This window comes from Rhizobium sp. SRDI943 (genome assembly GCF_057653695.1).
Genome location: NZ_CM172787.1, coordinates 1,504,770 through 1,517,918 on the forward strand (window position 1 = coordinate 1,504,770; position 13,149 = coordinate 1,517,918).

11 protein-coding genes are annotated in these 13,149 nt (G+C 59.9%); 7 read left to right on the forward strand and 4 right to left on the reverse strand.

What is annotated here, in order from left to right:
- Positions 1 to 70: 70 nt before the first annotated feature.
- Positions 71 to 1,084, forward strand: a complete 1,014-nt coding sequence (locus AC245Y_RS07640; protein ID WP_017993690.1) for a L,D-transpeptidase family protein — start codon at positions 71 to 73, stop codon at positions 1,082 to 1,084.
- Positions 1,085 to 1,144: 60 nt separating this feature from the next.
- On the opposite strand, the gene AC245Y_RS07645 is transcribed toward AC245Y_RS07640, so the two are convergent.
- Positions 1,145 to 1,936 (reverse strand): phenylalanine 4-monooxygenase, encoded by a 792-nt coding sequence (locus AC245Y_RS07645; RefSeq protein ID WP_017993691.1) that lies wholly within the window; start codon positions 1,934 to 1,936, stop codon positions 1,145 to 1,147.
- A 123-nt stretch (positions 1,937 to 2,059) separates the two neighbouring features.
- On the opposite strand from AC245Y_RS07645, the gene AC245Y_RS07650 reads away from it, so the two are divergent.
- Positions 2,060 to 2,521, forward strand: a complete 462-nt coding sequence (locus AC245Y_RS07650) for an Lrp/AsnC family transcriptional regulator (RefSeq protein WP_003547665.1) — start codon at positions 2,060 to 2,062, stop codon at positions 2,519 to 2,521.
- A 19-nt stretch (positions 2,522 to 2,540) separates the two neighbouring features.
- Here the strand turns inward: AC245Y_RS07650 and AC245Y_RS07655 are convergent, their stop codons facing one another.
- Positions 2,541 to 3,041: an Lrp/AsnC family transcriptional regulator gene (locus tag AC245Y_RS07655; protein ID WP_017993692.1), complete on the reverse strand. Its 501-nt coding sequence runs from the start codon at positions 3,039 to 3,041 to the stop codon at positions 2,541 to 2,543.
- A gap of 130 nt (positions 3,042 to 3,171) precedes the next feature.
- Between AC245Y_RS07655 and hppD the strand changes: the two genes are divergently transcribed.
- The 4 genes from hppD to maiA all read left to right on the forward strand — a co-directional run bounded on the left by hppD (position 3,172) and on the right by maiA (position 7,398).
- Positions 3,172 to 4,281, forward strand: coding sequence for a 4-hydroxyphenylpyruvate dioxygenase (hppD, locus tag AC245Y_RS07660; RefSeq protein ID WP_012757076.1), 1,110 nt, complete (start codon positions 3,172 to 3,174; stop codon positions 4,279 to 4,281).
- A gap of 61 nt (positions 4,282 to 4,342) precedes the next feature.
- On the forward strand, positions 4,343 to 5,704 hold the full coding sequence (gene hmgA, locus AC245Y_RS07665) for a homogentisate 1,2-dioxygenase (protein ID WP_017993693.1): 1,362 nt from the start codon (positions 4,343 to 4,345) through the stop codon (positions 5,702 to 5,704).
- 39 nt (positions 5,705 to 5,743) lie between these two features.
- A complete protein-coding gene (locus tag AC245Y_RS07670; protein ID WP_017993694.1) occupies positions 5,744 to 6,769 on the forward strand; it encodes a fumarylacetoacetate hydrolase family protein in 1,026 nt (341 codons plus the stop codon).
- On the forward strand, positions 6,766 to 7,398 hold the full coding sequence (gene maiA / locus AC245Y_RS07675) for a maleylacetoacetate isomerase (protein WP_017993695.1): 633 nt from the start codon (positions 6,766 to 6,768) through the stop codon (positions 7,396 to 7,398). The genes AC245Y_RS07670 and maiA overlap by 4 nt, the downstream gene beginning before the upstream one ends.
- Before the next feature lie 186 nt (positions 7,399 to 7,584).
- On the opposite strand, the gene AC245Y_RS07680 is transcribed toward maiA, so the two are convergent.
- Positions 7,585 to 8,493, reverse strand: coding sequence for a COG3904 family protein (locus AC245Y_RS07680; RefSeq protein ID WP_012757080.1), 909 nt, complete (start codon positions 8,491 to 8,493; stop codon positions 7,585 to 7,587).
- A gap of 240 nt (positions 8,494 to 8,733) precedes the next feature.
- Complete coding sequence (locus AC245Y_RS07685; protein WP_017993696.1) at positions 8,734 to 12,549, reverse strand: vitamin B12-dependent ribonucleotide reductase; 3,816 nt, start codon at positions 12,547 to 12,549, stop codon at positions 8,734 to 8,736.
- A gap of 121 nt (positions 12,550 to 12,670) precedes the next feature.
- Here AC245Y_RS07685 and AC245Y_RS07690 point away from each other — a divergent pair, with 121 nt between their 5' ends.
- Positions 12,671 to 12,952 (forward strand): hypothetical protein, encoded by a 282-nt coding sequence (locus AC245Y_RS07690; RefSeq protein WP_157628321.1) that lies wholly within the window; start codon positions 12,671 to 12,673, stop codon positions 12,950 to 12,952.
- Positions 12,953 to 13,149: the final 197 nt, after the last annotated feature.

Sequence of the window (13,149 nt, forward strand, 5' to 3'; positions counted from 1 at the left end):
TGGACATTGAAATCATCGTGAACACCCCTCTGGCTCGGGTCGCACTGGAACAAGTTGCGCCGCCGGCCATTTGTCGTCCATGAAAACAGCCCTGCCGATGTCGCTGCTCGCTCTGACCATCTCCGTTGGCGGTGCCGCCGCGCGGGAGCTCCGACCCGAAGCAATCAATACCGCGTCGATTGCGTCCATTGGGACTGAGAAGCTGGCACCGGGAGATCCGGACCCGGCGATCGTCCGCCTTCAGGTCCTGCTCGACCGTGCAGGCTCGTCTCCCGGCGTGATCGATGGCCTCTCCGGCGAAAACGTAGACAAGGCCGTGGCCGGCTTCGAGGCGATGAACAATCTTCCTGTCGATGGGAGGCTGGATCCAGAGGTCGCCTCCCGCCTTGAAGGCAATGCCGCCATCGTTGCCCCGATCGTTGAAAGCTATGTCGTCTCGGCAGAGGATGCCGCGGGCCTCGTCGACAAGATTCCCGAAGACTATGGCGAGAAGGCAAAGATGCAGAGCTTGGGATATACGAGCGTTGCAGAGAAACTATCCGAGCGGTTCCACATGGGCATCGATCTCGTGCATGCGCTCAACCTGGCTTCGCAGTTTGCTCCTGGCGATACGGTGTGGGTCGTGGATCCCGGCTCTCCAAGGCAAGGAAAGGTCAAGAAGATCGAGGCCGACAGGAAGACGGGGCAGGTGCTCGCCTATGCCGCGGATGGATCGCTGCTTGCAGTCTATCCCGCAACGATCGGAAGCGAAGACAATCAGGCGCCGTCAGGAAAACACAAGGTCAAGGGTGTCGCGAGGATGCCGGTCTACCGGTATGACCCGAAGCGCAACTTCAAACAGGGAAAGAACGACAGGGTCCTGACGATCCCGAAAGGGCCGAACGGTCCTGTTGGTACGGTCTGGATCGATCTGACCGAGCCGACTTATGGTATACATGGGACACCGGAACCGAAGCTCATCGACAAGGTTGGCTCGCACGGTTGCGTGCGGTTGACGAACTGGGATGCCGAAGAGTTGGCGGCTATGGTCAAACCAGGGGTCGTGGTGGACTTCGTCAATCGAAGTTCAGCCGCTCCGAAGTGACTGCCTTCTCCAGTCCGTCGTCGACGCGATGTGTTGGCGTCGCTCCCTATCATTCGCGATTCACGAAGCTTTGGCTTCGAAAGCCGGGGCGAAATCTCCCAGCTGTTTTGCTTTGAGGATCGTGGCCTCGATATCCTGCTCCACGATCGCTTCAAGATCGGCGAAGCTGTCGATCACATAGTAGATCGGCTGGAGGATATCGATCCGGTAGGGCGTCCGCAGCACGCTCAGCAGATCGAACGGCCGGAATTCGCACGCTTTGCCTTCCATTGCCGCTTTCGCTTCGCTGGGCGATGAGACGATGCCCGCGCCGAAGCAGCGGCGTCCCTGCGGCGTATTGATCAGGCCGAATTCGACAGTGAACCAGAAGATCCGGAACAGATGCCATGAATAGCCCTTGCCGAGGCGGACGGCGGTTTCGCCGAAATGCCGGACGAAATTGGCATAGCTCTGGTTGGTGAGCATGGGGCAGTGGCCGAAGACCTCGTGGAACAGGTCCGGCTCCTCGATATAGTCGATATGTTCGCGACGGCGCAGGAAGGTTGCAAGCGGGAATTTGCCTTGTGACAGAAGTTCATAAAAGCGTGAGGGCGGAATGAGCGCCGGCACACCTTCGACGCCAAAGCCGGTGGTCTCGTTCAGGCGTCTGTTCACATCGAGAAGCTGAGGCACCTTATCCGGCTTCAGCCCCAGCATTTTGACGCCGTCCAGATATTCGCGGCAGGCGGTATCGGAAAGCAGCGTCATCTGACGCCGGTAGAGTTCGCCCCAGATAACATCTTCATCCGGGGTGTAGTCGTACAAACCATCCGGGCCGGGCAGTTTGGCGGTATAGCTGCTTTCCTTGGTCATGTGCTGATCCTCCCGAGCAGGGCACTTTTCCTGCCATTATGGTCCGAGTTTGGAGGATTTTCTTTTCTTTCATGCTGGCTATCGCCATAATAGTGGCAAATATTCCCGAAAGCGACGCCAAAAATGAAAGAACCTGGGAATTTTCGCCGTAAGCTTCTGCAACTCGTCCAGGCCGACGGCAGCCTTTCGCTGGCCGACCTGGCGGAAAAGGCCGGCATGTCGCAGAGTTCGGCATGGCGGAAGATCCAGGAGCTTGAAGCCGACGGCGTCATCCGCAAGCGGGTGACGCTGCTCGATCCTGGAAAACTCGATCTCAAGCTCTGTGTGATCGCGCATGTGACGCTGGAGGATCACCACGAAGAGGCGGTCGCGTCTTTCGCTTCCGTGGTGCTGGAGCGGCCGGAGATCATGGAATGCTACGCCCTGTCGGGCGCCTTCGACTATATGCTGAAGATCCGGGCAAGCGACGTGGAAAGCTACGAAGCCTTCATGACCCGCTATCTCATGCGCAACCCGCATGTGCGCACCGTGGTCTCGAGCTTCGTGCTGCGCGAGTTGAAATTCTCGACCGAACTGCCGCTCTGACTGACGCTTACAACCCGGATTACCGCGTGCTGTCACCATGCCAACCGCCTGGCATGTGTATCGGAAAGCCTTCGAATGTCTTCAGCGTATCGAGAACGATCGACGTCTTCACGTGCTGCACCGACTCGTGGGGCAACAGGACGTCGTTGACGAATTTCGAGAGGTCGGCGAGCCCGCGGGTCGCGACCGTCAGGTGATAGTCCATTTCACCGGTCAAGGCATAGGCTTCGAGAACTTCCGGCAGTCCGTTGATCAGTTGCGAAAACCGGCGGGCATTGTCTCTGTTGTGGGTCGCAAGCGTCACGGAAATGACCACCAGCATATCGAGACCCAGCTTCTGCCGATCGAGGTAGGCGCGGTAGCTGCGGATATATCCTTCAGCCTCCAGTCTTGTGCGCCGGCGCGAACATTGCGACGGTGAAAGCGCGATCCGCTCGCCCAACTCGTTGTTCGTCAGCCTGCCATCCTTTTGAAGTTCCTGGAGCAGGCGCAGATCCAATTTATCGAGCGGCTCATCCATTGCACGAAATCTCCAAAACGCTCACAGATCGTGCATGATCTCCTCCTGAAGCATAAAGAATGCAAGAACTTTGCACGCGTTTTGGGCCACACTTTGCATATCAAATGCAATCTCCTCTGGAGGAAAGAAAATGGGTCCGTTCCCGCATGACGCGCCGCCCTCGGAAATCACCGCCGACAATCCGGCCGGCACCGACGGCTTCGAATTCGTCGAATTCGCCCATCCCGAGCCCGAAACGCTGCGCGAACTCTTCACACGCATGGGCTATGTTGCGGTCGCCAAACACAAGACGAAAGATATCACCGTCTGGCGACAAGGCGACATCAACTATGTCCTGAACGCCGAACCCGGCAGCCATGCCGCGCGCTTCGTCGCAAATCACGGTCCCTGCGCCCCATCGATGGCCTGGCGCGTCGTCGACGCCCAACACGCGTTCAAGCATGCGGTGTCAAAAGGCGCTGTCCCGTATGAAGGGGACGACAAGATGCTCGATGTTCCGGCGATTGTCGGCATCGGCGGCTCGCTGCTCTATTTCGTCGAGACCTATGGTGCCAAGGGATCGGCCTACGAGGCCGAGTTCGATTGGCTCGGCGAGCGCGACCCGCATCCCCAGGGGATCGGCTTCTATTATCTCGACCATCTGACGCACAACGTCTTTCGCGGCAACATGGACAAGTGGTGGGATTTTTACCGCAACCTGTTCAATTTCAAGCAGATCCACTTCTTCGATATCGATGGGCGCATCACCGGTCTGGTGAGCCGCGCCATCACCTCGCCCTGCGGCAAAATCCGCATTCCGCTGAATGAATCGAAGGACGACACCAGCCAGATCGAGGAATATCTGAAGAAGTACAAGGGCGAGGGCATCCAGCATATCGCCGTTGGAACGGAGGATATTTACGACGCCACCGACAGGCTGGCCGACAACGGCCTGCGTTTCATGCCGGGTCCGCCGGAGACCTATTACGACATGTCCTATGAACGCGTGAACGGCCATAGTGAACCTGTCGAACGCATGAAGAAACACGGTATCCTCATCGATGGCGAAGGTGTGGTGAATGGCGGCATGACGAAAATCCTGCTGCAGATCTTCTCCAAGACCGTCATCGGCCCGATCTTCTTCGAATTCATCCAGCGCAAGGGCGACGAGGGTTTCGGCGAAGGCAATTTCCGGGCTCTCTTTGAGTCGATCGAGGCCGATCAGATCAAGCGTGGTGTCATCGGGACTGCAGCGGAGTAAACTCACTAGCGCCGCGCATCTTTCAGACGCGCGGCGCTGGAGTGTTCGGGGAGGAGTGAGCATGGACCAGACATCGATCCAGACGTCGGATGGTGAAGCCGCGACAGCAAACACGCTGAAATATATGCCGGGGTTCGGCAATGACTTCGAAACCGAGTCGCTTCCCGGCGCCTTGCCGCAAGGCCAGAACAGTCCGCAGAAATGCAACTATGGTCTCTATGCGGAGCAGCTTTCCGGCTCGCCGTTCACCGCGCCGCGCGGGACCAACGAAAGGTCCTGGCTTTACCGCATCCGCCCGAGCGTGCGTCACACCCGCCGCTTCTCCAACGCGTCCTATCCGCTCTGGAAAACCGCGCCGTGCCTCGACGAACATTCGCTTCCCCTCGGCCAGCTTCGCTGGGATCCCGTCCCGGCGCCCTCGGAGAGACTGACATTCCTCGAAGGGGTGCGGACCATCACGACGGCAGGTGATGCCGCCACCCAGGTGGGCATGTCAGCCCATGCCTATGTCTTCAATGAGGACATGGTCGACGATTACTTCTTCAACGCCGATGGTGAATTGCTGATCGTGCCGCAGCTCGGCGCCATCAGAGTGTTCACCGAAATGGGCATCATGGATGTCGAGCCCCTGGAAATATGCCTGATCCCGCGCGGCATGATGTTCAAGATCATGAGGGGTGGCGACCAGACGGTCTGGCGTGGCTACATCTGCGAGAACTACGGCGCGAAATTCACCCTGCCGGACCGCGGACCGATCGGCGCCAACTGCCTGGCAAACCCGCGTGACTTCAAGACGCCTGTCGCCGCATTCGAGGATAAGGAAACGCCGTGCCGCGTGCATGTGAAGTGGTGCGGAAAATTCTATGTCACCGACATCGGCCATTCGCCGCTGGATGTGGTGGCCTGGCACGGCAACTACGCCCCGTTCAAATACGACTTGCGGACGTTCTCGCCGGTCGGCGCTATCCGCTTCGATCATCCCGATCCGTCGATCTTTTCGGTGCTGACCGCGCCGACCGAAGATGCGGGTACGGCGAACGTCGATTTCGTGATCTTTCCGCCGCGCTGGCTGGTCGCCGAACATACGTTTCGACCGCCTTGGTACCACCGCAACATCATGAGCGAATTCATGGGCCTGATCCATGGCCAATATGACGCCAAGGAGGAGGGCTTCGTGCCGGGCGGCATGAGCCTGCACAACATGATGCTTCCCCACGGGCCGGACGCGCTCGCCTTCGAAAAGGCATCCAATACCGAGCTCAAACCCGTGAAGCTCGATCACACCATGGCCTTCATGTTCGAGACCCGGTACCCGCAGCAACTGACGAAATACGCAGCCGAGCTCGAAACGCTGCAGGATAATTACCTGGAATGCTGGGACGGCCTGGAACGCAAGTTCGACGGAACCCCCGGCATCAAGTGATGCATCAACTGAAGTCATCCTCCTGCACGGAATTCGGACATGAAACTTGCGACGTTAAAAGACTCCACGCGGGACGGCCGGCTCGTCGTCGTTTCCCGCGACCTGACCCGCTGTTCCGAGGTCGGTCATATCGCCCGCACATTGCAGGCAGCACTCGATGACTGGGAGCATGTGGCTCCGAGGCTCGCGCTCATTGCCGAAGGCGTCGAGACCGGCGCCCAGCCGACGATCCGGTTTCACGAACATGACGCTACGTCACCTTTGCCGCGCGCCTATCAATGGGCCGACGGCTCCGCTTACGTCAACCATGTCGAACTGGTGCGCAAGGCACGCGGCGCCGAGATGCCGGCGAGCTTCTGGACCGATCCGCTGATCTATCAGGGCGGGTCGGACGCTTTCCTTGCGCCGCGCGACCCGATCGTGATGGCCGACGAGGCTTACGGGATCGACATGGAGGGCGAGGTCGCCGTCATAACCGGCGACGTTGCCATGGGGTCCAGCCCGGAGGCTGCACGCGGCGCCGTCCGCCTGCTGATGCTCGTCAACGACGTTTCGCTGCGCGGTCTGATCCCGGACGAATTGGCGAAGGGATTTGGCTTCTTCCAGTCCAAGCCGGCATCGGCATTTTCTCCGGTCGCGGTGACGCCGGATGAGCTTGGAGATGCGTGGGACGGTGGCAAGCTGCATCTCCCGCTGCTCGTCAGCCTGAACGGCAAGCCATTCGGCAAGGCCAACGCCGGCATCGACATGACCTTCGACTTTGGCCAGTTGATCGCCCACGCCGCCAAAACCCGCAATCTCGCGGCCGGCACGATCATCGGCTCGGGAACGGTGTCCAACAAGCTCAACGGCGGCCCGGGCAAGCCGGTGGAAGACGGCGGAAGCGGCTACTCCTGCATCGCCGAACTCAGGATGATCGAGGCCATCGAGACCGGATCGCCGAAGACCGCCTTCATGAAGTTCGGCGATCAGGTCCGCATCGAGATGAAGGATAAGGCCGGCCATTCGATCTTCGGGGCGATCGAGCAGACGGTCGAGAAATACAGCGGAGCCGGGCCGCAATGAAGGAGGTCGTTCTCTACGACTACTGGAGATCATCGGCGAGCTATCGCGTCCGCATCGCGCTCAATCTCCTGGGCATCGATTATCAGACCGTGCCCATCAACCTGTTGGAGGGCGCGCACAGGACGCCGGAATATCTGGCGCTCAACCCGCAGGGGCTGGTGCCGACATTGGTGCTTGACGGGAAAACACTGACGCAGTCGCTAGCGATCATCGAATATCTGGCCGAGCTACGGCCGAAATGCGGATTGCTGCCATCGGACATCGCCGATCGCCAGAAAGTGCGCGCCCTTGCCTATGCGGTCGCCATGGACATCCATCCGATCTGCAACCTGCATGTCGTGTCGCACCTGATGACCATGACGGAGAAGCCCGATGCCCGCGAGGAATGGATGAAGCATTTCATCAGCGACGGACTGGGCAAACTGGAAGCGATGATCGGCAAAGCCGATGGCGCGTTCAGTTTTGGAAATACGCCGACGATGGCGGACCTCTGTCTTGTTCCCCAGCTCTACAACGCCCGCCGCTGGGGCGTTGAGTTGACCGCTTTCAAGCGCATCGTCGACATCGACGCCGGATGCGCAGACCTGCCGGCCTTCCAGGCGGCGCATCCCGACCGCGTGAAGCCGTAACGGCAGAGCGGGACCCGGGACGAAATTCGAAGAAGCATCCCCTTCTTCCTGCGGCTCTCGCATCAATGGCCGGCACACACCAGATCGCGTGGACTGGGATCTCACGATCGCGGCGAATGCGATGCCAATTCCTGTAGGTATGAAGAGTAAGCATCGCCGGTCCGCGGGCGAGGTGCGGTAATTTGTCTAGCAGCCATCAAGCGCCTTGATCCTCGAGACCAGGGTCTTGCCAAACACGTAGGTGGTCTGGACATCGGCACGACCCTGGCAGCGACGTCCATCATTGGTGACGTATTCGTACGAAACCCGGACATCATCATTGCCGCGTAGTGCCGTTCCCGTGAGTTTGAGCGGCTCCGACATCGCGCCGAAGAAGGCGTGGATCGACACTTCGTTGAATGGGCCTTGGCCGCGTTTCTCCGGAACGACCAGCGCTGAGGCGGTTTCACCATCGGCTGCGGCGAGCGCGGAGTAGAAGGCCGTCACCGTGCCCATGGGATCGTGGGGAAACGTCTTGCCCGCCTCGGACGCCGGATCAGGTCCGTCCTCGTCAATCGCGTCGTAAGTGATGCCCACCATCTGCGCCTTCGCGGCCGTCAGCCACGCGATGCCTTCAGGCGGTGCCGACGTCACGTAGGCGATGGCAGTCTCGGACAATCCCAACTGGTTGAGATAAGCTCCGACCAGTGCGTTGGCGACACCACTCTCGCTGGCCTTTCCGTCGACCACGCGATAGGCGGCATGGAAACCGATATTGGATTCGGGCTGAAGAAACCGCTGCGAACCGGCAAGCCAGGTCAGGGCGCAAGCCGACGCGCACAAGGTCCCCGGCGGGGTGGCAGTGGCAAAGCCTCGAAGGCGGATGGCACGTCCGATCTCAATCCCGGCTTTGAGATCACCGCCCTCGCTGTTTAGAAAAACAAGGGCTTTGCTGGAGGCGGCGGCCAGGTTTCTGAAGACAATTTCGTCGCCTTCGTTCAAGACGCCCGTGACGGAGATCAGGTCTGTGTCGCCCTCCAACGGCTCTCGCGTGATCTCCGCCGCAGACAGAGGAAATGCGCATAGAAACAACAACCCAGCCACGATGTAACGCATCGATTCCCCCGCGTTTACTGTAACTATTCAACATTGCGACGAATGTTCTTGCAAGCCTGCTCGTAGCTCACCAGGCAGGCTGTAGGAGAAGTGAGAAGACCGCGGCGTCTATCTCGAGCTTCAAACGAGTGGCGATCGTCTCGGCCAAAAAAAGCCGCCGCAGCTGACTGTCGGCGGCTTTTCACTATCGATCAATTTTTCTCGGACGCCTTCGGGTGGCGCTACACAACCACCGCCTACTCAGCTGCACCCGCTCGTAGCACCGCACGTGTCGCACTTCTCACAAGTCCCATTCCGCACCATCGTGAAGTTCTGGCACTCCGAGCACATGTTGCCGGTATAGCCCTGCATGATCGAGCGCTGGCGGCGTTCGGCTTCCCGCTTTTTCGCCTCGGATTTCGCCGTTGCCGCGTCGGCTGCCGCCTTGTCGGAGAAGAGGGCCGTTGCGTCGCTGGTGAGTTCCTCGGTCACCTCTTCGGCGATCTCTTCCGCCAGCTCCTTGGCGCGCTCCTCGTAGTCGCGCTTGAAGGCGACGATTTCGGAGGTGGAGACGGCAATCGTCGGCTCCAGCTTGCGGGCAGCGGCGCCTGCAAAGGCAGTAACGGTGCCGGTGGAGGCGGCGCGGGCAGGGGCGGCGGTCGCCGCACCCTTGGGTTCGCCTGCCTGGCGTTCGCCGCCGGTGCCGGACACCAGTGTCGGCTTGTAGCCGCGGGTCCAGCCGGTGGAGAGCAGGTTGGTCTTGCCTTCCTGGATGCCCTTGCCGAGCGCGGTGTTCGAGAAGTCCGACGTATCGACATGCGCCAGGTCATGGCGGCCGAGATAAGAGACGGCAAGCTCGCGGAAGACATAGTCGAGGATCGAGGTGGCGTTCTTGATCGCGTCATTGCCGATGACCATGCCGGCCGGCTCGAACTTGGTGAAGGTGAAGGCCTCGACATATTCCTCGAGCGGCACGCCATATTGCAGGCCGAGCGAGATGGCGATGGCGAAATTGTTCATCATCGCACGGAAGGCAGCACCTTCCTTGTGCATGTCGATGAAGATCTCGCCGATGCGGCCGTCGCCGAATTCGCCGGTGCGGAGATAGACCTTGTGTCCGCCGACGGCGGCCTTCTGGGTATAGCCCTGGCGGCGGTTCGGCAGCTTCTCGCGTTCGCGCGAAACTCGTTCGATCACCCGCTCGATGATCTTCTCGGTGACGGTAACGGCCTGGGCGGCCAGCGGCGCCTGCAGCAGTTCCTCCAGCGCATCCTCGTCGTCTTCGTCCTCGATCAGCGAGGAATTGAGCGGCTGCGACAGTTTCGAGCCGTCGCGATAGAGCGCGTTGGCCTTGAGGCCAAGCTTCCAGGAGAGCATGTAGGCGTTCTTGCAATCCTCGACGGTCGCCTCGTTCGGCATGTTGATCGTCTTGGAAATTGCGCCGGAGATGAACGGCTGGGCAGCCGCCATCATGCGGATATGGCTTTCGACCGAGAGGTAGCGCTTGCCGACCTTGCCGCAGGGATTGGCGCAATCGAAGACCGGCAGGTGCTCATTCTTGAGGAAGGGCGCGCCTTCCAGTGTCATCGCACCGCAGACATGGATGTTGGCGGCTTCGATGTCCTTCTTCGAGAAGCCGATATGGTCGAGCAGGCTGAAGCTCATGTCGCCGAGCTGTTCGTCGGAAACCTTCAGCGTCTCCTTCAGGAAGTCGGCGCCGAGCGTCCACTGGTTGAAGACGAACTTGATGTCGAAGGCGCTCTTCAGCGCGGCGTTGACGGCTTCGACCTTCTCGTCGGTGAAGCCCTTGGTCTTCAGCGTCGACGGATTGACAGCCGGTGCCTGGTTCAGGTTGCCGTGGCCGACGGCATAGGCCTCGATCTCGGCGATCTGGCTTTCCGAATAGCCGAGCGTGCGCAGCGCGTCGGGCACGGCGCGGTTGATGATCTTGAAGTAGCCGCCGCCGGCGAGCTTCTTGAACTTGACGAGGGCGAAGTCGGGCTCGATGCCGGTCGTGTCGCAATCCATGACGAGACCGATCGTGCCGGTGGGCGCGATGACCGAAACCTGGGCATTGCGGTAGCCATGCTGTTCACCAAGCTCGAGCGCCTTGTCCCAGGCCGATTTGGCGTGGGCGACGAGATCCTGGTCCGGGTTTTCCGAATGGATCAGCGCGACCGGGTTGATCGACAGCGCCTCATAGCCGGAGCTCTCGCCATGCGCCGCACGGCGATGGTTGCGAATGACCTTGAGCATGCTCTCGCGGTTCGGCGCGAAGTTCGGGAAGGGCCCAAGCTCGGCAGCCATTTCGGCCGAGGTGGCATAGCAGATGCCGGTCATGATCGCGGTCAACGAGCCTGCAATGGCGCGGGCCTCAGTGGAGTCGTAGGGAATGCCTGTTGACATCAGCAGACCGCCGATATTGGCGTAGCCGAGGCCGAGCGTGCGGTATTCGTAAGAGAGTTCGGCAATGCGCTTCGACGGGAACTGCGCCATCATCACCGAGACTTCGAGCACGACGGTCCACAGGCGAACCGCATGTTCGTAGTCGGCGATGTTGATGCGCTTGGTGGCCTTGTCCTTGAACTGCAGCAGGTTCAGCGAGGCAAGGTTGCAGGCCGTGTCGTCGAGGAACATATATTCCGAGCATGGGTTCGAGCCACGGATCGGGCCGCCGGCCGGCGAGGTGTGCCAGTCGTTCATCGTCGTGTTGAAGTGGATGCCCGGATCGGCCGAGGCCCAGGCAGCGTAGGAAATGGTTTCCCAGAGATCGCGTGCCTTCAGCGTCTTCATCACTCGGCCGTCCTTGCGGGCGGTCAGGTTCCATTCGCCATCATTCTCGACGGCGCGCAGGAAGTCGTCCTTGATCGAGACGGAGTTGTTGGAGTTCTGGCCGGATACCGTGAGGTAGGCTTCCGAATCCCAATCCGTGTCGTAGGTCTTGAATTGGAGATCCTTGTAGCCCTGGCGGGCAAACTGGATGACGCGCTGGACGTAGTTCTCGGGAACCTGGTCCTTCTTGGCGGCGCGGATTTCGCGCTTCAGGGCAGGGTTCTTGTTGGGGTCGTAGCAATCGCCGTTGTCGCCGCCTTCGCAATTGAAGCAGGCCTTCATGATCGCCTTCAGATGCTTGGCGACAACCTTCGAGCCGGTCACGAGAGCCGCAACCTTCTGCTCTTCCTTGACCTTCCAGTTGATGTATTCCTCGATATCGGGATGGTCGATGTCGACGACCACCATCTTGGCGGCGCGGCGTGTCGTGCCGCCCGATTTGATGGCGCCGGCGGCGCGGTCGCCGATCTTCAGGAAGCTCATCAGGCCGGAGGAGCGGCCGCCGCCGGAAAGCTTTTCGCCTTCGCCGCGCAGCATCGAGAAGTTGGAGCCGGTGCCGGAGCCGTATTTGAAGAGGCGCGCTTCACGCACCCAGAGGTCCATGATGCCGCCTTCGTTGACGAGATCGTCCTCGACAGACTGGATGAAGCAGGCATGCGGTTGCGGGTGTTCGTAGGCCGACTTGGACTTGGTCAGCTTGCCGGTGAAGGGATCGACGTAGAAATGACCCTGGCCGGGGCCGTCGATGCCGTAGGCCCAATGCAGGCCGGTGTTGAACCACTGCGGCGAGTTCGGGGCGACACGCTGGGTGGCGAGCATATAGGCAAGCTCGTCCTTGAAGGCCGAGGCATCTTCCTCGGAGGAGAAATAGCCGCCCTTCCAGCCCCAATAGGTCCAGGTGCCGGCAAGACGGTCGAAGACCTGGCGCGCATCGATTTCGGAGCCGGTCTGTTCGTCCTTGGACAGGGTCTTCAGCGCAGCATCGTCGGGAACGGAGCGCCACAGGAAGGAAGGAACATCGTTTTCCTCGACCTTCTTCAGTCGGGTGGGAACGCCGGCCTTGCGGAAATACTTCTGCGCCAGAACGTCGGTCGCGACCTGGGAGAACTGCGCGGGAACATCGATATTCTCGAGGCGGAACACGATCGAACCGTCGGGGTTCTTGATCTCGCTCGTCGCCTTGCGGAATTCGATATCCGCATAGGCGCCTTGGCCGGCCTTCGTGAAACGACGTTCGATGCGCATTGTCTTGACCTCGTGTTGGCGCCTGGTCCCCGCGACCTCGGCGCAAAATTCCTATCCGGCGGCACTTTGTCGTCGCGCAGCCAGTCTCGTTTCCGTATTGTGACAGGGGTGTCATCCGGAGATGTCCTTCCTGTATCTTGTGGTGATGGTGGCTGCAAACACTAAATATAGTATTAACAGCTTATTATCGCCAGCCCCGATGTCACTTTTTTTGGAGGCTGAAAACCGCGCAAAAATCCTGTCGGGCCTGAACTGTTTCCGGTCCATCGCCCTGATTCCGCGTCCTAATTTTCAAAAGGGAACCGGGCTCGTTACCTCCGGTCCTGTCGCCGCCGCAACATCAGGATCAGTAAAGTTTGAAACAGCTGATTCCGTCAAGGGCTGGCTTTTAATTGATTGCTAACCACAACATGTTGTGGATGCGCCTGTGGAGATTGGGGAAAGCCGGGGAGCGCTGATATTACAATGGCTTGCAGGTGTTGCCGGCTAAGGAAAAGGTCGAAACGGCAAAAAAGCGTCATGCGGCAAATCTTGTGATGGCATTTCCGCCGCAAATGAGCATGCCGATTCGCCGGTGAAATCAGTGCTCCTAAAGCACGT